Genomic DNA, 22,077 nt, shown 5'->3' on the forward strand with positions numbered 1-22,077 from the left:
TAAATCCATATCTTACCTTATTTGGATTATTATGAGAAGAGCTATATACGTCATTGCTACTATAATCCCCACTCCTGGAACAGTAGTTAACAATTTACAATCATCGTCTTTTTCACCTTGTTCTGAAAGCATTTTGTCAAGCTTTCTTAATGACTTTTCTATTGCTTCCAAACTACAAACTAACGCTTCAATTGAACTCCTACTGATTTCATCCAAATTATTTATTGCCTCTTGTATTCTTAAAGCGAAAGTTTCAAATTTTGATCCTTTACCGACCATGTATCTTCAACAACCCTCTTATTGTTCCAATAACCTGCTGTTTGCTACACATTAGCTGTCTTCTGCTTCCAAGCGCTATTTTAATTTGACAACTGATTTTACTAACACTTCTCATCATCTGCGCTATACCCCTCGCATCGTTTTTATCATTCTTATTGATTCTTGCAGACAACGCTGCTGCCATATGCCTTGCATCTACACAAATTACTGGTAATCCAAAACTCCTTAACTCTTTGCACATTGATATTGACAACTATCCACTTTCTATTCCTATGGGTTCGTATTTTTTGCCTTGGCTAATCTGCTATTGCCTTACTTTCGCTTGCAACAACTTCTTCCTTAACAACTTTTCCTTTCTCATCAACGATACTTATAAAAGTTTCTTTTAATGAGATCGCTATAATATTTCATGACCTACTGTAAAAGTTTAAATTATTTTTGAAGAACCAATTCATTGAATTTGTTACTTCGTGCTAAAATAATGGAGTATGTCTCTCCATCATTCAATAGCAATTACAGTATGTTTAGCTATAATTTGAAAAACAAAAATTCGTCATTCCGCTACTAGTTAGCGGGATCTAGAGATACCGCGGCGGCATGACGTAGGATTGCTGTCATCCCGCTGCTTGTTAGTGGCTAAGAGATACTGTGAATAAATCACGGTATGACGGTTAAGTATCCCGCTACGTGTTAGCGGCTGAGATAACGCGAATAAATCGCGGGATGACGTGTTGCTTGGGTCAGCTATAGAAGCAAAACTCATCATTTTGAAAGAGGAGGAGATTTTTCCGGACCCTCAGCAGGGATTGATTTTGGATCTGATAATTCTGTATTTACCTTGATTGGCTCTAATGGAGTTTTCTGCTCTTCCGGTTTATCATCTGGAATTGGAACAGGCCAATCCATAATGTTTTGCGGTATAACTTCTGCTTCTTTAGCTTCTTTTTGACCTGTTGAAGATGATGCATCAACTCCTGCATTTTTGGTAACTTCTTGTTTTAGTTGTTTATTTTCTTCTTGCAGTTGCTTTAAATTTTTCTTTAACTCGTCAATCTCTCTTATTTTTTGTTTTAATTGTTCAGATATAGTTAGTTTGTCTCTAGTCAATTTTTTGTTTTCTTGTCTTAACCCCCTAGCTATTCTGCTTGAGTTGTTGTTTACAGCTTGTATACCTTGGTCTTGCTGCTGCATGCTTGTTCCTCTACTTTCATATTCAACTTCAGTTTGAGTTGCCTGACCTTTTTCCTGCTGTAATATGTTCTGCAGTTGCTCTAGACTCTCTTTGACAGATGCCAGCTCTTCCTGTGTACACGTTAACATCCCTTCCTTTTCCTTAAGTTGATATTGAAGTTTTTCTATTTCCCTCTTCGTATTTTCTTCGCTTAGCTCATCTGCAAGTGATCTTCCAGGTTCAAGTTGTCGAATTTCCCTCTCTAAATCTTCCTTTTCTCTCTGTAATTCATTTAATTCTTTAGACAATTGGCTCGCCGTTTCAGCCAATGTATTGTTTTCCTTTTTTGTTTCCATTAACTGTTCTGCCAACTGCTTTTTATGATCATCCTTTAAACCTTCCACTATTTTCTTCAGGTCATTCTCCAAATTTGCACTCTTTTTCTCTAGTACAGTTAAATTAGCTTCACTTTGCTTCAATTTCTTCTGTAGTTCTTTATTTATCCCATTTACTGATTGAACTTCATCTTCTTTATCTTTCAACTTATCATTTAAGCTTTCTATTACATCATTTTTATCCTGCAGTTCTTTCTCTATCTTTTGTGTTAACTGCTCAATATTTTGATTCTTCCAAGCTAATTCTTGCGTCATCCTTTTTAATTCAGCTTTAAGTCTTTCAGCTTCTTCTTCCTCAGTTTGCTTTTCTTCACTTAATTCGCTTATTTGTGTATCACCTTCTTTTTCTATCTTTTGATTAAGTTCTTCTAATTTTTCGAGTTTCTCTATAAGTGACTTAATAGAAGCATCTTGCTCCTTTATTCTTTGATCTCTTTCAAATATCGCTCGCTGTTGTTCATTAACTTTATCTCTCAAGGAGTCACGTTCTAATCTTAGATCCTCAAGCTGCTTTGCCTGCACTGCAAAATATTTAGCAAATGTTTCTTTTTCTTCCTCTAATTCCTCAACTTCATCTTTTAATCCTTCTTGCTCATACTCTTCTTCATCACCAGACATATCATCCTCAAATATTTCATCTTCATCACTAAATTCACTGCTGGTGGATATAGAACTTCTACGTGAAGAAGGTGTGCTAGGAGAGGAATACCCACTGCTGCTTGGTGTAGGTGACTGTGGTGATATATGTGGATCTTTTGTAAATATTTCCTCTGCTGGTACTTGCTGATCGTCTACACTCTTGGATATGCCAGTAAAAGCTTGATACAGAGTTTTTCCGTTGATAAAAACTTCTTTATTTTGTCCAACTAACTTTAATACTTCTTCTGAACTCGTTATTCCTCCAAATTTTGGCTCACCAATAACACTCTGTATACCACCAGAATCCAATTTTACGGTCATGCTACAGTCTATGCTGTTACCTTCAGAATCCTTAGCCTGCCAATTAATGGTCATTTCACATGAGCTTGAACCAGTAAAATCATAGTGCCTTTCGCTGCCTTTTTTGGTTGCAGTTATTTGACTATCTTTCCCTAAAGATATGTTATAAACCTTACCTTCACTGCTGGCCCTTAAAATATTGCTAATTTCTATTGGTTTTTCTTCATTTTCAAATCTAATTTTGAAGTCATCATCTTTTGTTGAATACGCTAAGAAATTTTGATTTGGTAAAGATGCTTCAAATTCTCTATGTGTTTCATTTATTGATTGCTCAAATTTTTGGAACTCCTTTTCCCACTTTAAATTTATCTGTCCTGTAATGTTCTCATCTTTGCGTAAAGGGCCAATAAAATACCAGATTAAATTTTTTTCCTCCAATTGTTTTATAGTCTCTTGAAAGCTGCTACAAGATTCAATCACATCTAAAATATCCTTTTTCTGCTGTTCATCTACATTTAAACTTTGACCCTCAGCTATAAATACATTTTCGTTCTCCCATGGCATAATTTTACATTTTTAGAAAATATACTACAATACTAACAATTTTAATTAAAAAATCAACTAATTATGTGGGTAAATAAAGAAGAAATTTGAACACTTGTCCATTATGTTATATAGTAGTTACTCCTTAAGCAGTGCAGTATGGACAATACCATTATAAGAAAATACGATATTAGAGGTATAATAGGCAAAGACTTGCAGATTAATGATGGGTACGAGATAGGTAGAAAGTTTGGCCAAACCGTAGTTAGTGTTTGTGTCGGCTACGACAGCAGAATAGATTCACCAGGTATAGAAAGAGAATTAATTAGGGGCTTAACTTTATCCGGTGCAAATGTTATACGCGTTGGACTATGCTCTTCACCTATGCTTTACGCTGCAACACAAATCACACAGGCGGATCTTGGTATCATAATAACTGCCTCTCATAACCCCAGCGAATATAATGGCTTTAAATTTTTTAGTAATAAAAAAGTCTTCTCAGATCAAGAAATGAAGGAAATTATAAGCAGTCCAATTAAAAACAGCACAAGAATTGGAAGCTTAATTAACATAAATATATATAGTGAGTACATTAGCATATTGAAAAGTGCAGTGAAGAATAATACTACACAGAAATTAAAAATAGCCTGGGATTGTGGAAATAGTCCAGCAAGTGGAATTATAAGGTATATTGAAAAGATCTTGCCTGGTCATACGCACATCGTAACCAATAACTCTATAGATGGGGCATTTCCACTGCATGATCCAGATCCCATAGAGGAAAAAAATCTTGCTCAATTAATTGACATTGTGAAGGAATATGGATGTGATCTTGGCATTGCGCTAGATGGCGATAGCGATAGGGTGCGCTTAATTGATAATAAAGGCAACGTTGTTTCCAATGACCATTTATTTATAATTTTTGCACGTGAAGTGTTGGAGGAATATCCAGAAAGCAAAGTTATTGCTAACGTAAAAATGAGTATGAAAGTGCATGATTTTGTTAGCAAGTTAGGAGGGCAAGTTATCACCTGTGCTACTGGACATTCACTAGTTAAGAAGAAGATGGTAGAGGAAGAGGCAAAGTTTGCTGGTGAATTAAGCGGGCACTTCTTCTTTTCTGAGCTAAGTTTTGATGATGGGCTATATTCTGCTGTTAAAGCAGTTGACATTTTGCTTAAGAAAAACCAAAGCCTATCTCAGGTGATTGAGGATTTACCGAAGTTATATATCACTCATGAAGTGAAGATTGTAGTGAAAGATGAGAAAAAGTTTCAAATAATTGAGTCAATAAAGAAAACACTGGAGCAGCAAAATATTGTATTTTCAGATCTTGATGGTGTTAAGGTAACCGATAATAAAGGTTGGTGGCTTCTTAGGGTATCAAATACGCAAAACTGCATTACAGCAAGATGCGAAGGAGAGACTTTAGAAGGTTTTGAACTTACTAAAAAGGTTTTGTTCCATTACATTGATGAAGCAAGGTCTTTAAATTGTAGCTACTCACAGAAATAAATTTGATTTATAAAATTGACATGAAAGTATAAAGATAAATAGGCTAAATGTACTTATCACCTGGTCAGGCTGCAGCATTATTTCGTGTAACCGTTTGCGGGTCCACTTAATTCTGCAATTCTTTGATCTCACTCATGGAGAGGCCAGTAAACTTAACAATAGTGGTGACATCAACATTATTAGCCAGCATTGTTTTTGCAATTTCAATTTTTCCTTCCTTTTTAGCATCATCAAGTTTTTGTTCAAGAACAGCCCGTTCATCACGAATACGTTTTATTTCCTGTTCGTAGGCAATAAATTCTTTCTCTGACCAGTTGAATCTATTTAGTTCTTCATATGCCTTTTTAATTATTACATCACTACCTATTATCTTTTCCAATTCTTCTTCGCTAGTTTCATCTGCATATTTAAAATAATAGATCCATTTTTCAACTATACTCTCCAATTGGTCTTCTTTAGTTTTAGGAAATTTTGGTAACTCGATAAATGTAAAATAAAAATCTTTTAAATCATGTTCATAGCTATCTTTGTCTAACATTACATGATCTGACTTATACTCAGATTTATTAGGAAAGAGAATACAATCAGCAATAGCTATAAAAATGATTTCTTTAAGATCCTGATATTGATCACCTTTATCAGCTTGCCTTGAATAAGCTTTAGCAGCGTAATATTGAGCGCGTTTTTCAAAGCCTTTAGTTTTGGCAACTTGCATTTCGACTATTACTTGCACCCCATTTTCATCCCTGCAAAGAACATCAACGATACTTTGTTTTTTAGAGGCAATTTCAGCATCTTGAATAGTGCTGAGGAATTCTATTTCTTTTATTTCATCTTTGCCAGTGAACCCCAAAATATCATTGAGAAAGTGAATGAGGATGTCTTTATTTTTTTCAGTACCAAAAATACGCCGGAACGCAACATCATTCTTGGGGTCGAGAAATTTAGAAAGAGCCATAAAAAAATTTTTAAATGTATCTTTATATTATATATTCTTATTGATAATAATTCAATAATTTGTCATCTTTTTTGTTAACTTTACTGATGTTGCCAGAAGGAACGTTGTTGCAAAATTTTGTAAAATTTATTATCCTAAGGTTTCAAGTTCTCACAGGTTTATTGGAACTATATGTACAATGTGTTTATCAGTGAAAATCCGGAGAAAATGATGGGGGAAAAGTTAATACATTACTTTAGCCAGGGTAAATGCGAAGGCAATGCAGAAATGAAAAATCTGCTGGGAGGAAAGGGGGCAAATTTAGCAGAAATGTGCAATGTTGGCATTCCTGTTCCACCTGGTTTCACAATTTCCACCTCTGCTTGCAAAGTCTATTATCAAGACAATAGATCTTCTGTTATCCAAGTAGCTGACTACTCGGATCCAGAAAAAAATGTGGTCACGCACTGGAATGACATATGTAGTGGAATCAAAAACTACATGGCGATGCTCGAAAATGACATCGGTTGTAAATTTGGGGATTTAAATAATCCTTTATTAGTTTCAATACGCTCTGGTAGTGTTAGTTCAATGCCGGGCATGCTTGATACTATTTTAAATGTTGGTCTAAATGATGAAACCGTTGTTGGGCTTGCAAAAAAAAGTGGCGAACGTTTTGCTTACGATAGCTACTGCCGTTTCATCATGATGTACTCCAATGTTGTACTACAGCTTGATCATCACCTATTTCAAGATGTTGTTGATAATGAGCAGCAAAAGAGTGGAGCAAAAAGCTTAGCTGATCTTGATGTTGATGTTTTAAAGAGAATTGTTAACGATTTTAAAAAGATAGTATATGAAAAAACTGAGAAACATTTCCCGCAGAACGTTGAAGAGCAATTGTTAAACTCAGTTAATGCAGTATTTGCCTCTTGGAAAAATGATAGGGCTGTTTCCTATAGAAGAATACATAATATTCCTGAAAACCTTGGAACAGCGGTCAACGTGCAAGCAATGGTTTTTGGTAATTTAAATGATAATTCTGCAACTGGTGTGATATTTACACGAAATCCTTCAACTGGAGAAAAAAAATACTTTGGTGAATTTCTGATTAATGCTCAGGGTGAGGATGTGGTTTCTGGTGTTTATACTCCTATGCCAATTGACGGAGAGCAAAAAAACACCATGGAGAAGTTGCTGCCAAGTGTCTACCGGGAATTATGCGTGGTATGTGAAAAACTTGAAAGGCATTATAAAGACATGCAGGATATCGAATTTACTGTGCAGGACGGTAAGTTATGGATTTTGCAGACTAGGTCTGGCAAGCGCACGGCTGAAGCTGCTATTCGCATAATAGTTGATATGGTAAACGAAGGAACGATTACAAAAGAAGAAGGAATATTGAGAATTGATCCAAAAACTTTTGACAATTTATTGCATCCAGTTCTTGACGTTAAGGGTGACCAGAAAGTAATAGGGAAGGGACTGCCGGCTTCTCCAGGGGTTGCTTCTGGATATGTAGTGTTTAGTGCAAGTGATGCTGAAAAAGCTGCAGAGCAGGGTAAAAAAGTGATTTTAGTAAGGTCAGAAACGAGTCCTGAAGATATTAATGGAATGAATGCTGCAAGTGGCATAGTAACAGCACGGGGAGGGATGACCTCGCATGCTGCTGTTGTAACCCGTGGAATGGGTAAGCCATGCATTTGCAGTGTGAGTGGACTTTATATCGATAAAGATGGAACTTTCTTTTCTGTAGGGGATGCAAAAGTAAATAAAGGTGAACCAATTACCATCAACGGAGGAACAGGGGAGGTTATGCTTGGCATTCTTCCTACAATTTCACCTGAATTATCGCAAGAATTCAAAACGATAATCAACTGGATAGATGAAATCAAAACGATCAAAGTGAGAGCGAACGCTGATACTCCAAAAGATGCAAAAATTGCAAAAGAATTCGGTGCAGAAGGTATAGGCTTATGTCGCACAGAACATATGTTTTTCGCTAGTGATAGAATCGAATTCATTCAAAAATTGATAATAGCTGACGATGAAAATGAAAGGGCAAATGCGCTCATTAAACTAGAAGAAATGCAAAAGTCTGATTTCAAAGAAATATTTTCTATTATGGAGGGCAGGGAAGTCACTATACGGTTGCTTGATCCACCTTTGCATGAATTTTTACCCAATGATCAGTCTACTATAGAAAAAATTGCCAAATCACTTAGTAAGTCAGTTGAGTCAGTAAAAAATAAAATAGCACAGTTATCAGAAAAGAACCCAATGCTTGGCCATCGAGGTTGTAGACTTGCTATTTCTCATCCTGAAATATATAGCATGCAGATTAGGGCAATACTTAGTGCTGCAAGTGAATTAAAGAAAGAAAAGAAGATAGAAGTGGAGCCTGAAATCATGATTCCTTTTATCATGAGCGAGAAAGAATTTATTCTGATATGCGAGCTAGCAAAGAAAGAATCCTCTGTTATCTCAGCTGGGATCCAGACGCAGATTCCAGCGTCACGCGCTGGAATGACATCAGACAAGGCTTATTCAATTGGAACGATGATAGAACTACCAAGAGCAGCACTGATTGCTGATAAGTTAGCAAAACATGCAGAGTTTTTTAGTTTTGGCACTAATGATTTAACGCAAACAACCATGGGACTTTCAAGAGATGATTCAGTTAATTTCCTCGATTCTTATAAGGAAAGCAACATATTCGAAAACGACCCATTTGAAGTGCTGGACATCGAAGGGGTAGGGGAGTTAATTAAGATAGCCATTGAAAGAGGCAAAAAAACCCGAAAAGAAATAAAACTGGGTATATGTGGAGAGCATGGAGCAGATCCAAAATCTATAGAGTTTCTCATCGAATCAGGGGTAGATTATGTTTCATGCTCACCCTATAGAGTACCGATTGCAAAGTTAGTGGCAGCACAGTTTAGTGTTAGATCTAAATTTGCTAGGTAAGTATAGTGGCAGTGTTGGCTACTCATATGGTTTGAGCCCACCAGAGGGTGTCATTCCAGCGCGTGACGCTGGAATCTAGTTTTTATTATGGCCTTTTGGATCCCAGTGTCTGGGCACTGGGATGACATCCTGTTACACGTTCAACTTCATTCTCTCTCATCTCCCTATAACTTGGTAATGTAGAATTTTTTACATGCAACCCGGTATATATTGCAATCAAAGCAGCTATGACACTGCAAACTACTGCACCAGCTACAAATGGAACCATCACAGCAGCAGTAATGAATAATCCTGTAATAACAACTCCAACAACATCTTTTGTCAATGAGGTGTATAGCTCTTCTCATAATAGTCAGAACAAATCATAAAAAAGCAGAATCAACAGCTTGACGGAAAGACTGAAAAATAGGGATATTTTTTCTAGCTCTGTTCTTTATAGCAAACCAATGATGCTCAATTTCGTTAAAGTCTGGAGAATATGGAGGAAGATAAAGAATTTCAGCACCTACTCCTTTAGCAAGATCATCGATTTTTTTAGATTTATGGAAAGCAGCGTTATCAAGAATTACAGTTTGGCCAGACCTTAAAATTGGAGTCAAAAACTGCTCAAACCAAGCCTCAAAAACATCCTTGTTGCAGTATCCCTCAAAGGTCAATGGAGCAATGATTTTCTTTTTATTTAGAGCTGCAATCATACTGACACGCTGAGTTTTTTTACCTGATTTTAGTGAATGAAACCTCTCTCCTTTTCTGCAATATCCGTATGGGTAGTCTTCTGTATTGTCTATCCCAGATTCGTCAATATATACAAGATTTTCAGGATATTTTGTTGCTATAACCTTTGCAAATTGAGCTCGCTTTTCTTCATTTCTTTCTTTATATCCGTAGGTCTTTTTTTCTTGTAAAGCCAATATTTTTAAGTGCGCGGTGAATCGTTTGTCGACTGATATTGCCCCAGAGTTTAGCCATCTCTGACTGAGTTTTGCCGCCATGGTTTTTTGCAAATTCGGTGAAGACATTCCAGTCGGTAATTTTATGGTTATATCCTACGCTTCCAGGCTTTTTTGACTGAAAATCTCCTGTTTCCTCACGCCTTTTCTGCCACTCATATAAAGTCGTTTTTCCAATTTTAAATCTCTTGGCAACAGTTGCTCTACTTTCTCCCTCATCCAATGCTTCCATTGCTTTTTTCCTTAAGTCATAACTATACGCTGCTGGCATACAAACCCCACTACCATAAATCCATATCTTACCTTATTTGGATTATTATGAGAAGAGCTATAAAAATCCTTTTTGCTCTCTTTATATTTAGTTTCTTGTTCATTTGGCATAGAAAATTGAGCATCTACAAAGCCGTTAGCTTTATTATCATTATTTGGTGTGGCAGTTTGATCAATCCCTGTTAGTACAGGCGTTTTATTTTCGTTATTATGATGCTGACCGTTACCACTATTTGGTGTAACAGTTTGATTGGTATTTGTCTTCTTTGTTAATATAGAAGGCACTGTTACTACAGGCGTTTCATTTTTGTTATTATGATGCTGACCGTTACCACTATTTGGTGTAATAGTATGATTTGATAGACCATCGCCGTGAGTTCTTATGTTGATACTACAGGAGATACTGGTTTATTAATAACACTCCTACCGTTACCACTATTTGGTACAGTAGTTGGATTTGTTTTTTTTGTTGATGTTGCTATAGATTTACTAGTGGCATTACTATTACTGCCAGATCCTACTTTAATTTCCTCATTAGATATTTTTTGCTTTTCTTGTTTCTCCTCTATCGCTGACACGAGTAACGTAACAAGTTTTTCATTGTTTTTGTCTATAGCCTTATCTAACGCATTACTCTTTAATTGTTGACACAACTTGTACAGCTTGCTTTTAGGTATTAGCTTTGATTGTTCTGCGTTAACATTTTGTAAGAGTAGATCTAAAATTTCGGTATTACCAAAATGGACAGCATAATTTAATATAGATTGACCATTTATAGTTTTGGGAATATGGCATGTTTCTTCTTGTTGGGAAATGATACTAATAATTTTTAGCTCATTTTTAAAGAGAAATTTTATAAAATCTAGATTACTTTTTTCAATTGCAAGTGCTAATAGTAAATCTCCCAACACACAGCCATTATGAAATTTTTGCTTTAGATCAATTCTTGCATTTAGCTCTTTACTTAATTCTTCAAGACTTGCTTGAGGCTTCTGTTTTACAGTCTCATTTATATTTAGATACAACTCTCTAATATCATCATTACTATATATCATAACTAACCCTACTACTATATGTTAGTTTATTATAGCAACTTTCCCACAACCAGTCAAGGCATATTGCAGTTTCAAGCAGCATGATATATATTGAATATAGTTCTTAAAGCAAATGATGGAAGATTTAGCCTATAAATTAGTTAAAGTGACCGAAGCTGCGGCGCTTGCTGCATATAAACTAGCAGGCTTCGGCGATGAAAAAAAGGCTGATCAGGTTGCAGTTGATGCAATGCGTACAGTATTAAATTCAATGGAAATAAATGGTACTATCGTAATTGGTGAAGGTGAGAGAGATGAAGCGCCGATGCTATATATTGGCGAGAAGGTTGGCACTGGAGATGGTCCTGAGATTGACATTGCTGTTGACCCACTTGAAGGCACTACGATTTGTGCTCATTACAAATCAGGGGCAATGTCCGTTCTTGCTGCAACGAAAAAAGGTAATTTTTTACATGCACCTGATGTTTATATGGAAAAGATAGCAGTAGGAAAAAATCTTCCAGAGGGTGTAGTCTCACTAAAAAATAGCATTGAAAAGAATCTAGACAATTTAGCCAAGGCAAAAAAGTGCAAAGTGAATGATCTCGTGGTAACTGTACTTAAACGTGAAAGGCATAGTGAATTAATAGAGAAAATCAGGAAATTAGGAGCAAAAATTAAACTAATAGATGATGGTGATGTTGCGGCCGTAGTTTCACTAGTAAATGGCAATCACGATATGTATATCGGCATAGGAGGAGCACCAGAGGGAGTGCTTGCGGCTGCAGCGCTGAGTTCAATAGGTGGGCAGATGGAGGGAAGATTAATATTTGACACGGATCAATTAAAAGAAAGAGCAAAAAATTTAAATATTGATGACCCAGAAAAAGTCTACGCCGTAAAAGATATGGCAAGAGGTGAATCAGTGTTCATTGCAACTGGAGTAACAAGCGGAGAACTTGTGGATGGAGTTGATAACGTCTGTTCAACTAGTTCTTTAATAATTCTGCCTAATAGGCTGATAAAGCTGCAAACAATGCAGAACTTATGTTAGCTTTTTTAGTTTCTAATTTTAGCTTTACAACATTTAGCATTAAGATATAATCAAGTTTACTTATAACAATAGAGGTGTGAAATGTTTTCTAGTATTATAAATCTATTTAATGGTTTGTACAAAAATTCGAGTACCAAGGAAAGTGAAGAAAAGTTGACTCTTCTATCTCCTCAAGCAAATCTTCAATTCGATGAGACTCAGGTACAAAGTGTGCTCTCAGATTTTGAGGAATTGGAGTTTAAGGATAATAAGTGTTTTGACAAAATAGCAGACGATTATGAAAAGAAGGGGAAGAGTTCCCTCTTTAATTACGTGATATTGAATAAGCGGAAAGAAATAATCGATATATTAGATAGGAATCTTCCTCTCCTCGAAGAACAGGAGGAGTTTAGAAAGAAATATGGTCAATATGTTCTTCAAATTGACAAAGGAATGAGTTATGGAAAAGAACTTCAAGATGGACTTCGGCCTTTTGAAGATAGGGCAGAAAAAGTATTATCAGATTTTGAAAGATTGAATTTTGATTTTAAGGATAATAAGTGTGAAGATTCTTCTGATTCCGTAAATTATAATAACGTTTGGCCGGCAGATCCATTTGACAAGATAGCAAATTATTATCGAGAGGATGATATTTTCCTTTTCAATTATGTGGTATTGAGTAAGCGAAAAGAAATAATGGGTATATTGGATAAGAAGCTTACTTCTAAAGATCAGGAGGAGTTAAAAGAAAATTTTAAAAAGAGGTTGGGTAGATATCTTATTCGAATTGGTGAAGGAATGAGCGATGGACAAGAATTTCTAAAAACTGGTAGTGCAATTGCTTTCTTTGATGGGTGTTATGTGCCATGTCCATATGCAAACCGTCTTCTTAATCATTATGACCATCTTAATATCAACATTACTAAACCTGAACAAAGTTTAGAAACCAGTCGTCTTTTCACTGAAAAAACTAAAAGAATGGAAGAAGAGAAAAGCGAGGTAAAAAGAGCAAAAATATACAGCAATGGTGAAAGAATAGTAACAATTGAGAAGAATGAGAAACAACAGAGGAACTACTCCTTTACAGAATTTGCAATATGTGACATCGAAATTAGTTGGGGTGCAAAAGATGAATCTGGAAAAGACCTTAACTGTACTGTTGTTCTAAATATAAATTTAGGTCAAGTTAGTATTAAAAAATCAACTATTGACGGTAAAGATGTTGAACCAAAGGAAATTTTAGAGTTAGCTAAGCAAAACGAGGCTGTGCTTATAAAAGGTAAAGCTTTATGTGAAGTTTTAGTAGAACATTTCATTAAGCAAACACCATGTGAGGAAAAGAAGGATATGCAATCGCACGAGAATATCGTTGTACCTGGTTCCGGTGCACCTCGCTCTATTAATGAGGAAATAACTGTAGAGCATCCGTTCGGGAAAGCGGCAAATAAAGATAATCATAGAGAAATGTGAGTTTACAACAAATGATGCCATGAAAGTAGCTGATACATAACTGTACGAACGTTTGTTTGCGAAGAAATGTTATAGCAGGTTTTGCCTCAAACACAAAGGTGTCATTCCAGTGCTTGACACTGGAATCCGGCCCTTTTACGCAGTCCCATTAAAAACGTTGTATTTTAACGTAGGATTAGCTACTTTTATACTCACCAATTTAATCTCTAATCAAAATTCCTGGATCCCAGTGTCTGGGCACTGGGATGACATCCTCCCTAGTGGATTCAAATCACAATATTCGTATAGTAAGCACTGACCACTTTTGCTTCAATATTTGCGATGCCCCTGAACAGACAATGGCGTCAACTTAAGAGCCTCCATTAGCAAACTCTCCTAAAGACATGATGGCGTTTGGGCTTATCTACCTTATCGCGGCTATACAATCGTCCTGGTCGGATTTTAACTTTAGCGCGTATACTTAAAAAGGGCTTGAAAGTTTTTTGGCGCAATAAGTACCTGATAGAGTTTCTGCCTCATTACACCAAATAAAACTGAAAAATTTAAACGATACTCAGCAATTTGATCTGGATTCCAAGGCCCTTGTGCATCACACATATGAAGCGACAATATATTACACATGACTAAGTTTGCCCAAAATTCTTGTAATACAGCCTCTAAATTTACGCCAGAAAAATTCTCTAATTCTGCACCTATTTTGAGTCGTTTATAGCACTCCTCTATATGCCACCTTAACACATAAGCTTTGCTGATATCTTCCAAAGTAAATTTTACTCGGTCAAAAAGTGAAGTAATCAATACCTCTGTTTCTCCGTTGGCTAATGTCAGCACTATAACTCTTACTTTCTGTCCTTTCATTTTATTTTTTAGCTTTTCATTTTCTAATATAAAATCGAAATCTAATTCTCCAGCGTTCCCATAGCTTGCTATAATTTCTTTTTTGCAAGCGAAAAATAAAATCTACTTCCAAATCATAATGCTGCTGAATGAATTTTACTGAAGGATAACCACGATCATAGATAAATAATAATTTCTTTTGATTTAATGAACGCATTTGAGTGATAACTTCGGGTAATTGCTCTTCCGCCAACGTTTGTTCACCTATATTCCAAGCCGCAAGACGAGCACTACAAATCAGCGAAGTACACAAATCAACAAACAAATTGCCAATGGTGCCTGTTGTTCCATTTGGTTTAAAGCGGCCAAACTCGGATACAATTTCCTCAGAGCTGGGTAATCTCATACCAGAACCATCTGCTGCAATAAGTCTATAGCCTCTCCAACTCAGGTTCATCCTGATAGGCTGTTTGGATGCTTAAATTCTTGAAAGCCTGTATGGCAAATCTTATACCTTGCTTTAGAAAAAGCTTGCTTTGAGGGTACATGTCAATGGCTCCATAAGTTCACATTCTATTCCCAAACTTTTTTTAACTAACTTTAAAATCATAGAAAATACTGTCGAAAAAGGAAGTTTTCTTGTTCGTGTAAAACTCAACACAATGGATTCTCTGAAAAGCTTTCGAGTATATTATATTTTTAATTTGTAGAATAAAATTTTTTCCTTTTTGCATGTTTCACCTAAAAAGGACACATTTTAAACTTCTTTGTTGAAATAAAATAGAAACAAAAGTGCTGTTTCCTGCGGCTTCTGGATAATTTAATGGTAAAAGTTTTAGAGAGAAATTTTATACACTATCGCTGATATTTTTCCTTAAGTTGACGCCATTGGCTGAACAGATACAATTATTCTATTATCAGGAGGATGCCATTAATCGCTTTATATAATGCTACTTGTAACACTTATGCCCTGAACGGAGACAGTTTAGGCTGTTATGCCTGGCGGCTTTGTTGGAATAAGTTTTTCAACACTGCTAACAATAAAATTGATTGTATCGTCAGCTACCTTATCGAATTTATCATTTATCTCTTTTCCTATTTCTTGATTTTTAACATATTCGTGTAGAGCTAAAGCAGTTATAGCTGCACATGCTGCAATTAAGCCAGTTTGTGCTATAATGAATAGTGATAATCCTCCTACGAATATAGATGTTAATCCAATAGCCAGGTTTATAATTTTACTTTGTGTTGTTTGTTGCGTCGCTTGGCTTTGATCTGCCTGTTTATCCTCTAAAGCATTCGATATTGTTTTTAAGGCAACTTTTATCGCTATTGCTGCAACTGAAACCATAATTAGCCCTATAGCTATTTTTGCTAAAAGAAGAATCGACGGTAGCATCATTACAAATAATAGCGCGCCAATTCCTCCAGCTAACCACTTCTCATTTATTTTTTTTGATTGATTTGTACCAGTGTTCATTATTACCCTCCACTTTACTTATGATTTACCTATATCTAATACGAAATATGAAGGTAGTCAACTATATATTTTATATGAAAGATTGTATTAAAAGTTTTTCATGTTATTTTTTGCTGCTTCGTGGTTAAATTTGGAATTTTAGAAAGAGTTACGTATTATTTGAAATTTTTGTATACTGTTTTGAATCAGTTAAATAGATAATGAAGTGCAGGACGCAGTTTTAATTTTACAAGATGGCAAGTGCTTTTGGGGAAAATCAGTAGGTAAAAAAGGCAAATGCATAGGTGAGGTCTGTTTTACCACTGGTATGACCGGTTATCAGCATACTATAACTGATCCTTCTTTTGCCGATCAAATTATAACGTTCACTTTTCCTCATATTGGTAACGTTGGAATAAACCATAAGGATAATGAAGGAAAGAAAATTTTTGCAAGTGGTGTGGTTATGCGTGAACTTTCTTCTATGTCCCACCCTTCTTCATATATCAGTTTAAATGATTGGTTAGAGAAAAATAACGTGATTGGGATATCAGGAGTTGATACTAGAGCTTTAACGAGACATTTGAGAGAACATGGATCTCAAAATGGAATGATATGCTCATCGAGTAAGGCGCATGCGTTGGACAAATTGAAGGAATACAAATCTGTAAATGGGATAGAAATAACCAATAAAGTCAGCTTGCATAGTAATTTTAAAAGTGACCTTAATGCAAAATATAGGGTTGTAATCGTTGATTTTGGCGTAAAAATCAGTATAGTTTCACGCTTAATAGAACTTGGTTGTACAGTTGAATTAATCAGACCAAGCACAGGTTTTGCTCAAAAAGTGTTGAGTATGAATCCAGATGGGATAGTGCTTTCAAATGGTCCTGGTGATCCGCAAGAAATAGGAGAAAGTGTAGTTTCAGAAATAGACATTATTATAAAATCTAAAATACCAATTTTTGGCATATGCATGGGCCATCAATTACTTGCGATTACTTTGGGGGCAAAGACCATCAAGATGGATATAGGTCACCGAGGGAGTAACCATCCAGTTTATGATGTAATTAGTGGAAAAGTTGAGATCACTAGCCAAAATCATGGTTTCGTTGTTGATTCAGCTTCTCTTCTAAGTAATGTTGAAATTACTCACATTTCTCTATTTGATAATAGTGTAGAGGGAATAATGATGAAGGATTACCCAGTCTTTTCTGTGCAATACCATCCAGAAGAAGCGCCAGGTACGCATGATTCGCATTATTTGTTTAAACGTTTTATTGACAATATTGTGTTGTATAAAATGAAATCTGCGTGATTTTAATCAGGGTAGGTTTTATTGCTTGATTTTTTAATTTTAGGCGTTTAGTATTAAATACAATAAGAGCTTAAGTTAAGATGCTAAAATAGTATTCTCTTAACAAATTTTTGCGGAGGAGTGACCGAGTGGTTAAAGGTAACAGACTGTAAATCTGTCCGCGTGAGCGTACGTAGGTTCGAATCCTACCTCCTCCATTGTGCGGGTATAGCTCAATGGTAGAGCTCTAGCCTTCCAAGCTAGTGACGTGGGTTCGATTCCCACTATCCGCTCTTTTTTTTGTTGTATTTTTATAAAATCAACATATTATTTATTGATGTATTTGTATTTTAGGTAGAAAAGTTTAAATTATGACAGCAATAGTGGAAGCATTTGGAAAGCCGCATGTAAATGTGGGAACAATAGGACATGTGGATCATGGGAAGACGACGTTAACAGCGGCGATAACGAAGCATTATGGAAATTTTGTAGCGTACGATCAGATAGATAAAGCGCCAGAAGAAAGGAAGAGGGGGATAACGATAGCAACAGCGCATGTTGAGTATCAGACGGAAAAAAGGCATTATGCACACGTTGATTGTCCTGGACACGCTGACTATGTAAAGAACATGATAGTAGGTGCAGCACAGATGGATGCGGCGATATTGGTAGTGTCGGGGGTTGATGGGCCAATGCCACAAACGAGAGAGCATATATTGCTGGCGAAGCAGGTAGGTGTTGGATATATCGTGGTGTATATAAATAAAGCTGATGTTGCTGATGCTGATATGATAGATTTAGTAGAAATGGAAGTGAGGGAATTACTGAGTAAATACGGATTTCCAGGGGATGAAGTGCCTGTGGTGGTTGGTTCAGCACTCAAGGCGCTGGAGGATGACAGCAGCGAATATGGAAAGAAATCAATAGACAAATTGATGGAAAAGTTAGATGAATATGTAGCGGTTCCACCAAGGCCTGTGGATTTACCATTTTTATTGCCAATCGAAGATGTATTTTCGATATCGGGGCGAGGAACAGTGGTAACAGGAAGAATAGAGAAGGGAGAGATAAAGACGGGAGAAGAGATAGAGATAATAGGTCTGCAAGCGACGCAAAAGACGATATGCACAGGTGTTGAGATGTTTAAGAAGTTGCTGGATAAGGGAAGTGCAGGACTCAATGTAGGAATATTGTTAAGAGGAACAAAAAGAGAAGAAGTGGAGAGAGGGCAAGTATTAGCGAAACCGGGGACGATAACACCGCATAGAAAGTTTAAGGCGGAGGTTTATATATTAAAGAAAGAGGAAGGAGGAAGGCATACACCATTTTTTGCGAATTACCAGCCACAGTTTTATTTAAGGACAACGGATGTAACTGGGAGCATAAAATTGCTAGATGGGAAGGAGATGGTAATGCCAGGAGATAATGTGAGTGTAGAAGTAGAATTGCAAGTACCGATAGCAATGGATAAGGGATTGCGTTTTGCGATAAGAGAAGGCGGTAGAACTGTTGGTTCTGGTGTTGTTTCTGAAATTTTGGAGTGAGTGTAGTAACTAAGATGAAGCAAGATATATATATTAACATTAAGGCTTTCGATTGTTCTTTATTGGAGGAGTGTGTTCGAAAATTTGTTGATGAATTAAAGCGGTCCAGTGCAAAATTATCTGGTCCGATTGCGTTGCCAAGGAAAGATTCTAAATTTATTGTTAATAGATCTCCTCACGTTGATAAAAAATCTCGTGAACAGTTTGAAATGAGAACTTCTAGGCGTTTGATTGTTTTACATGATCTTACTCCTACTATGATGCAGATGCTTACAGGTTTATCTTTTTCTGCTGGCGTAGAAGTGGATTTAAAAGTCAAGGAAGTTAAGGTTTAGGAGAAGGAAATGAAGAGAATAAATTCGCTGAGGAGAATTGGTTTACTAATGATGAATATTGGTCATACTGCTATGTATTCTGACAATAGTCGCATGGCTGTAACTTTATTGCATCTCAGCGAAACTTATATTATTGATATAAAAGGACAAGATAAATGTGGCTATAATTCAGTCATTTTAGGCACAGGAGATTTTAAAAATATAGCAAAACCTCAGTTGGAATATTTAAAGAAAAAGGGTATAAATAATAAATGTAAGTTATACGAAAGTAGATTAAATGACCTGTCGGGAATAGAATGTGGTAAAAAAGTGGGAATCAATCATTTTGTGGTTGGTCAATATCTTGATATTACGGGTTATTCTATAGGTAAAGGATTTGCTGGTGTGATGAAGCGGCATAATTTCAGTGGGCTTAGGGCATCTCATGGTGTTTCTATTGCTCACAGATCACAAGGTTCCACTGGCCAATGTCAGGATCCTGGTAGAGTATTCAAAGGAAAGAAAATGGCTGGTCATTTAGGTAACAGCAGGATAACTGCACAAAATATGAAGATATTATCCATTGATCATGAAAATAGTATAATTGCTGTGAAGGGTAATAATGTTCCTGGGTTTAAAAATTCCTATGTTTTTGTAAGAGATGCAGTTAAAAAATCTTTACATAAAGATGTTCCTTTTCCGGTAGGTTTACTGTTAGATGTAAATGATGATGCTAGTAATTTGGTAAGTTAGTTATGGAATGTAATTTAGTTAATCTATCTAATGATAATGTAGGTACTGCTCAGCTCAATCCTTTGATATTTTCTGCTAAGCAAAAATTGAGTATTTTGCATGATATAGTGAGATGGCAATTAGCGAAGAGAAGAGCTGGTACTCATAAAACAAAAGGTATTAGTGATGTCTCTGGTACAACAGCTAAACCTTATGGTCAAAAACGTACCGGTAGGGCAAGACAAGGGAGCTTGCGATCTCCTCAATTTAGAGGTGGTGGGATTATTTTCGGCCCTGTTGTGAGGAGTCATACTTATTCTCTTAATAAGAAGGTACGCAAATTTGGTTTAAAAATTGCTTTATCTCTAAAGTATTTAAATAATCAAGTAATTATTCTGGATAATTTAAATATTGATGTGAAGAAAACGTCTGAAATGTGTAAATGTATTAAAAATTTTAAATTTTCTTCCTTTTTGATAGTTGGTGATTATGGAGATGATTTGTTGCGTGCGGCTAAAAACTTGCACTATGTAGACTTAATCAAACCTATTGGGTTAAATGTTTTTGATATATTGAATCACGAATGCGTGATGTTGACAAAGGATACTTTAAAGCATCTTGAAGGTAGATTGTTATGATCAAATATAATAATATAATAAAATCTCCTATAATTACAGAAAAGGCCTCTTTTTTGAGGGAGAAGTTTAATAAATATTCTTTGTATGTTTTTGTAAATGTAAATAAGCGTCAAATAAAGTTGGCAATAGAGTCTCTATTTGATGTTAAAATTTCTTCTATAAATGTTGTTAGAATTAAGCCTAAATATAGGCGTTTTAGGGGTGTGATTGGTTGTGAAAAACAGAAAAAGAAAGTTTATTTTTCTTTGATGGATGGTCAAAAATTAGATATAATGAGCGTTTAGTATGGGTATGAAATTTTTTAATCCTGTTACTCCGTCTTCTCGTGGGACTGTGTTAGTAAGTAAAGTTGGTTTATCAAAAGATGAGCCAGAAAAGTCTCTTACATCCGGTAAAAAGTCCAGTGGTGGAAGAAATAATCATGGTAGAATTACAACTCGTCATAGGGGTGGTGGTCACAAAAAGAAGTATAGAATGATAGATTTTAAGCGTAATAGAAGTGGTCAAGGTATAGTTGAAAAAATAGAGTATGACCCAAATAGAAGTGGGTTTTTGGCGTTAATATCATATAAGGAAGATGATATTAAGTCTTATATATTAGCTCCTCAAGGTATGAAGCCAGGTGATGTTGTTACAGCTGGGAATGATGCTGATATTTTGCCAGGGAATTGTTTGCTACTCAAGCATATACCTGTTGGTTCTTTCGTTCATAATGTTGAGCTGAAGCCAGGTAATGGTGCTGCGATTGCTAGAGCTGCTGGTTGTTATGCACAAATCGTTGGTCGTGATGGCCAATATGTTTTATTACGACTCAGGTCTGGTCAAATTAGGTTGATTTTATCTTCTTGCAAGGCTACTATTGGTGTAGTATCTAACCCTGACCATAAGAATAGAAAGTTGGGTAAAGCTGGGAGAAGTAGGTGGCTTGGGATTAGACCTACTGTACGTGGGGTTGCAATGAATCCGGTTGACCATCCTCATGGAGGCGGGGAAGGAAAAACCTCTGGTGGTCGTCATCCTGTTACTCCTTGGGGTGTTGCAACAAAAGGAAAGAAAACTCGAAGGAGAAATAAATCTAGTGATAAGTATATAAAACAATTGAAAGGTTAGTTTATGAGTAGATCTGCATGGAAGCCTCCTTTTTGTCATCCTTCTATATTAAAGTCGGTGAATAATGCTTTAAACAAGGGGTTTGTTAACATGGCTATAAAAGTTCATTCCAGGGCTTCTGTAATTCTTCCTAATTGTTTAGGTTTAAAGTTTGCTGTTTATAATGGTAAGGATTACATTCCTGTGAATGTTAATGGTCAGAATATGATAGGTCATAAGTTTGGTGAGTTTTCACCCACTCGTAAATTTACTGGGCATAGTGGTAATAAAAAGGCGACAAGAAGGTAATTGATATGAAAAACAGAGATGTAATAGTTAAAGCTGGTTCTAGGGTTTTAAAATCAACTCCTCGTAAATTGAATTTGGTTGCTGGTTTAGTACGTAATAAAAAAGTTTCTTTTGCCACTGTGCAATTAAGATTTTGTGAAAAGAAAGCTGCAGGTCTTATAAGGAAGGTATTAAATTCTGCGATTGCTAATGCTCAAAATTATGGATTGGATATCGATAATTTATATATAAAAGAAATTTTAATAGGTAAGTCTCTTACTTTGCGTAGGGTATGTCCAAAAGCTATGGGTAGAGCTAATAGAGTTAGTAAACGTTATAGTAATATAACTGTAAAATTGGGGGAAATTATATGATT

22 protein-coding genes, 2 tRNA genes and 1 pseudogene are annotated in these 22,077 nt (G+C 35.9%); 15 read left to right on the forward strand and 10 right to left on the reverse strand.

The annotated features are described in order from the left end of the window. Nucleotides 1-12 precede the first annotated feature (12 nt). The 3 genes from OPR28_RS06320 to OPR28_RS06330 all read right to left on the reverse strand — a co-directional run bounded on the left by OPR28_RS06320 (nucleotide 13) and on the right by OPR28_RS06330 (nucleotide 3,348). Complete coding sequence (locus OPR28_RS06320; RefSeq protein WP_265023711.1) at nucleotides 13-279, reverse strand: hypothetical protein; 267 nt, start codon at nucleotides 277-279, stop codon at nucleotides 13-15. Then, nucleotides 269-463 carry a hypothetical protein gene (locus OPR28_RS06325; RefSeq protein WP_182320446.1) on the reverse strand — a complete coding sequence of 65 codons (195 nt, stop codon included), beginning with the start codon at nucleotides 461-463 and terminating at the stop codon, nucleotides 269-271. The genes OPR28_RS06320 and OPR28_RS06325 overlap by 11 nt, the downstream gene beginning before the upstream one ends. 578 nt (nucleotides 464-1,041) lie before the next feature. Next, a complete protein-coding gene (locus tag OPR28_RS06330) occupies nucleotides 1,042-3,348 on the reverse strand; it encodes a coiled-coil domain-containing protein (protein ID WP_265023712.1) in 2,307 nt (768 codons plus the stop codon). A gap of 138 nt (nucleotides 3,349-3,486) precedes the next feature. On the opposite strand from OPR28_RS06330, the gene OPR28_RS06335 reads away from it, so the two are divergent. After that, nucleotides 3,487-4,842 carry a phosphomannomutase/phosphoglucomutase gene (locus OPR28_RS06335; protein ID WP_155968310.1) on the forward strand — a complete coding sequence of 452 codons (1,356 nt, stop codon included), beginning with the start codon at nucleotides 3,487-3,489 and terminating at the stop codon, nucleotides 4,840-4,842. A gap of 106 nt (nucleotides 4,843-4,948) precedes the next feature. Here OPR28_RS06335 and OPR28_RS06340 read toward each other — a convergent pair whose 3' ends face one another. Beyond that, complete coding sequence (locus OPR28_RS06340) at nucleotides 4,949-5,800, reverse strand: Rpn family recombination-promoting nuclease/putative transposase (protein WP_077188186.1); 852 nt, start codon at nucleotides 5,798-5,800, stop codon at nucleotides 4,949-4,951. A 210-nt stretch (nucleotides 5,801-6,010) separates the two neighbouring features. Here OPR28_RS06340 and ppdK point away from each other — a divergent pair, with 210 nt between their 5' ends. After that, nucleotides 6,011-8,746, forward strand: coding sequence for a pyruvate, phosphate dikinase (gene ppdK, locus OPR28_RS06345; protein WP_265023773.1), 2,736 nt, complete (start codon nucleotides 6,011-6,013; stop codon nucleotides 8,744-8,746). Nucleotides 8,747-8,831: 85 nt separating this feature from the next. Here ppdK and OPR28_RS06350 read toward each other — a convergent pair whose 3' ends face one another. The 4 genes from OPR28_RS06350 to OPR28_RS06365 form a co-directional block, all read right to left on the reverse strand. Further along, a complete protein-coding gene (locus OPR28_RS06350; RefSeq protein ID WP_265023713.1) occupies nucleotides 8,832-9,071 on the reverse strand; it encodes a hypothetical protein in 240 nt (79 codons plus the stop codon). A 37-nt stretch (nucleotides 9,072-9,108) separates the two neighbouring features. Next, nucleotides 9,109-9,967, reverse strand: a protein-coding gene (locus tag OPR28_RS06355; protein ID WP_265023237.1) for an IS630 family transposase whose coding sequence is annotated in 2 segments (ribosomal slippage) — nucleotides 9,109-9,643 and nucleotides 9,642-9,967 — 861 coding nt in all. Because the reading frame shifts where the segments join, the coding sequence is not laid out codon by codon here. Next, on the reverse strand, nucleotides 9,940-10,251 hold the full coding sequence (locus OPR28_RS06360; RefSeq protein ID WP_265023714.1) for a hypothetical protein: 312 nt from the start codon (nucleotides 10,249-10,251) through the stop codon (nucleotides 9,940-9,942). Before OPR28_RS06360 ends, OPR28_RS06355 begins: the two co-directional genes overlap by 28 nt. Before the next feature lie 95 nt (nucleotides 10,252-10,346). Then, the gene (locus OPR28_RS06365) at nucleotides 10,347-11,021 is read right to left on the reverse strand and encodes an ankyrin repeat domain-containing protein (RefSeq protein WP_265023715.1); all 675 of its coding nucleotides are present in this window, start codon (nucleotides 11,019-11,021) and stop codon (nucleotides 10,347-10,349) included. 115 nt (nucleotides 11,022-11,136) lie between these two features. On the opposite strand from OPR28_RS06365, the gene glpX reads away from it, so the two are divergent. Both glpX and OPR28_RS06375 read left to right on the forward strand, forming a co-directional pair. Continuing rightward, on the forward strand, nucleotides 11,137-12,054 hold the full coding sequence (glpX, locus tag OPR28_RS06370; RefSeq protein WP_265023774.1) for a class II fructose-bisphosphatase: 918 nt from the start codon (nucleotides 11,137-11,139) through the stop codon (nucleotides 12,052-12,054). Between the two features lie 81 nt (nucleotides 12,055-12,135). Next, entirely contained in the window at nucleotides 12,136-13,503 is a 1,368-nt protein-coding gene (locus OPR28_RS06375; RefSeq protein ID WP_265023716.1) for a hypothetical protein, read from the forward strand. A 362-nt stretch (nucleotides 13,504-13,865) separates the two neighbouring features. On the opposite strand, the pseudogene OPR28_RS06380 reads toward OPR28_RS06375, so the two are convergent. Next, nucleotides 13,866-15,074, reverse strand: a pseudogene (locus tag OPR28_RS06380) (IS4 family transposase). A gap of 251 nt (nucleotides 15,075-15,325) precedes the next feature. Then, a complete protein-coding gene (locus OPR28_RS06385) occupies nucleotides 15,326-15,820 on the reverse strand; it encodes a hypothetical protein (RefSeq protein WP_010962761.1) in 495 nt (164 codons plus the stop codon). Nucleotides 15,821-16,025: 205 nt separating this feature from the next. Here OPR28_RS06385 and carA point away from each other — a divergent pair, with 205 nt between their 5' ends. The 11 genes from carA to rplV all read left to right on the forward strand — a co-directional run bounded on the left by carA (nucleotide 16,026) and on the right by rplV (nucleotide 22,075). After that, nucleotides 16,026-17,117, forward strand: a complete 1,092-nt coding sequence (carA, locus tag OPR28_RS06390; protein ID WP_015589146.1) for a glutamine-hydrolyzing carbamoyl-phosphate synthase small subunit — start codon at nucleotides 16,026-16,028, stop codon at nucleotides 17,115-17,117. Between the two features lie 114 nt (nucleotides 17,118-17,231). After that, nucleotides 17,232-17,314: transfer RNA gene (locus OPR28_RS06395), tRNA-Tyr, on the forward strand. Nucleotides 17,315-17,318: 4 nt separating this feature from the next. Next, nucleotides 17,319-17,389: transfer RNA gene (locus OPR28_RS06400), tRNA-Gly, on the forward strand. Nucleotides 17,390-17,467: 78 nt separating this feature from the next. Then, nucleotides 17,468-18,640 carry an elongation factor Tu gene (tuf, locus tag OPR28_RS06405; protein ID WP_253303165.1) on the forward strand — a complete coding sequence of 391 codons (1,173 nt, stop codon included), beginning with the start codon at nucleotides 17,468-17,470 and terminating at the stop codon, nucleotides 18,638-18,640. Nucleotides 18,641-18,654: 14 nt separating this feature from the next. Further along, nucleotides 18,655-18,975, forward strand: coding sequence for a 30S ribosomal protein S10 (gene rpsJ / locus OPR28_RS06410; RefSeq protein WP_012673184.1), 321 nt, complete (start codon nucleotides 18,655-18,657; stop codon nucleotides 18,973-18,975). 9 nt (nucleotides 18,976-18,984) lie between these two features. Then, nucleotides 18,985-19,707 carry a 50S ribosomal protein L3 gene (rplC, locus tag OPR28_RS06415; protein WP_006279218.1) on the forward strand — a complete coding sequence of 241 codons (723 nt, stop codon included), beginning with the start codon at nucleotides 18,985-18,987 and terminating at the stop codon, nucleotides 19,705-19,707. A gap of 2 nt (nucleotides 19,708-19,709) precedes the next feature. Further along, on the forward strand, nucleotides 19,710-20,324 hold the full coding sequence (gene rplD / locus OPR28_RS06420; RefSeq protein WP_012673183.1) for a 50S ribosomal protein L4: 615 nt from the start codon (nucleotides 19,710-19,712) through the stop codon (nucleotides 20,322-20,324). Next, complete coding sequence (locus OPR28_RS06425) at nucleotides 20,321-20,608, forward strand: 50S ribosomal protein L23 (RefSeq protein ID WP_015589144.1); 288 nt, start codon at nucleotides 20,321-20,323, stop codon at nucleotides 20,606-20,608. Before rplD ends, OPR28_RS06425 begins: the two co-directional genes overlap by 4 nt. Before the next feature lies 1 nt (nucleotide 20,609). Continuing rightward, on the forward strand, nucleotides 20,610-21,434 hold the full coding sequence (gene rplB / locus OPR28_RS06430; RefSeq protein WP_253303168.1) for a 50S ribosomal protein L2: 825 nt from the start codon (nucleotides 20,610-20,612) through the stop codon (nucleotides 21,432-21,434). A gap of 3 nt (nucleotides 21,435-21,437) precedes the next feature. Then, a complete protein-coding gene (gene rpsS, locus OPR28_RS06435) occupies nucleotides 21,438-21,722 on the forward strand; it encodes a 30S ribosomal protein S19 (RefSeq protein WP_265023717.1) in 285 nt (94 codons plus the stop codon). A 5-nt stretch (nucleotides 21,723-21,727) separates the two neighbouring features. Continuing rightward, on the forward strand, nucleotides 21,728-22,075 hold the full coding sequence (rplV, locus tag OPR28_RS06440) for a 50S ribosomal protein L22 (RefSeq protein ID WP_007549821.1): 348 nt from the start codon (nucleotides 21,728-21,730) through the stop codon (nucleotides 22,073-22,075). The last annotated feature ends 2 nt before the right edge of the window (nucleotides 22,076-22,077 follow it).

Source organism: Wolbachia endosymbiont (group A) of Epistrophe grossularia, from assembly GCF_947251435.1.
GTDB lineage: Bacteria > Pseudomonadota > Alphaproteobacteria > Rickettsiales > Anaplasmataceae > Wolbachia > Wolbachia pipientis.

What these genes read in the sequence shown, in the direction of transcription:
- rplV (WP_007549821.1), top strand. Translation starts at nt 21,728, where the DNA reads ATGAAAAACAGAGATGTAATAGTTAAAGCTGGTTCTAGGGTTTTAAAA.
- rplB (WP_253303168.1), top strand. Translation starts at nt 20,610, where the DNA reads ATGGGTATGAAATTTTTTAATCCTGTTACTCCGTCTTCTCGTGGGACT.
- rplC (WP_006279218.1), top strand. Translation starts at nt 18,985, where the DNA reads ATGAAGAGAATAAATTCGCTGAGGAGAATTGGTTTACTAATGATGAAT.
- OPR28_RS06325 (WP_182320446.1), bottom strand. Translation starts at nt 463, where the DNA reads ATGGCAGCAGCGTTGTCTGCAAGAATCAATAAGAATGATAAAAACGAT.
- OPR28_RS06340 (WP_077188186.1), bottom strand. Translation starts at nt 5,800, where the DNA reads ATGGCTCTTTCTAAATTTCTCGACCCCAAGAATGATGTTGCGTTCCGG.
- OPR28_RS06385 (WP_010962761.1), bottom strand. Translation starts at nt 15,820, where the DNA reads ATGAACACTGGTACAAATCAATCAAAAAAAATAAATGAGAAGTGGTTA.
- OPR28_RS06320 (WP_265023711.1), bottom strand. Translation starts at nt 279, where the DNA reads ATGGTCGGTAAAGGATCAAAATTTGAAACTTTCGCTTTAAGAATACAA.
- glpX (WP_265023774.1), top strand. Translation starts at nt 11,137, where the DNA reads ATGGAAGATTTAGCCTATAAATTAGTTAAAGTGACCGAAGCTGCGGCG.
- ppdK (WP_265023773.1), top strand. Translation starts at nt 6,011, where the DNA reads ATGGGGGAAAAGTTAATACATTACTTTAGCCAGGGTAAATGCGAAGGC.
- rpsJ (WP_012673184.1), top strand. Translation starts at nt 18,655, where the DNA reads ATGAAGCAAGATATATATATTAACATTAAGGCTTTCGATTGTTCTTTA.
- OPR28_RS06425 (WP_015589144.1), top strand. Translation starts at nt 20,321, where the DNA reads ATGATCAAATATAATAATATAATAAAATCTCCTATAATTACAGAAAAG.
- OPR28_RS06330 (WP_265023712.1), bottom strand. Translation starts at nt 3,348, where the DNA reads ATGCCATGGGAGAACGAAAATGTATTTATAGCTGAGGGTCAAAGTTTA.
- OPR28_RS06335 (WP_155968310.1), top strand. Translation starts at nt 3,487, where the DNA reads ATGGACAATACCATTATAAGAAAATACGATATTAGAGGTATAATAGGC.
- rplD (WP_012673183.1), top strand. Translation starts at nt 19,710, where the DNA reads ATGGAATGTAATTTAGTTAATCTATCTAATGATAATGTAGGTACTGCT.
- OPR28_RS06365 (WP_265023715.1), bottom strand. Translation starts at nt 11,021, where the DNA reads ATGATATATAGTAATGATGATATTAGAGAGTTGTATCTAAATATAAAT.
- rpsS (WP_265023717.1), top strand. Translation starts at nt 21,438, where the DNA reads ATGAGTAGATCTGCATGGAAGCCTCCTTTTTGTCATCCTTCTATATTA.
- OPR28_RS06375 (WP_265023716.1), top strand. Translation starts at nt 12,136, where the DNA reads ATGTTTTCTAGTATTATAAATCTATTTAATGGTTTGTACAAAAATTCG.
- tuf (WP_253303165.1), top strand. Translation starts at nt 17,468, where the DNA reads ATGACAGCAATAGTGGAAGCATTTGGAAAGCCGCATGTAAATGTGGGA.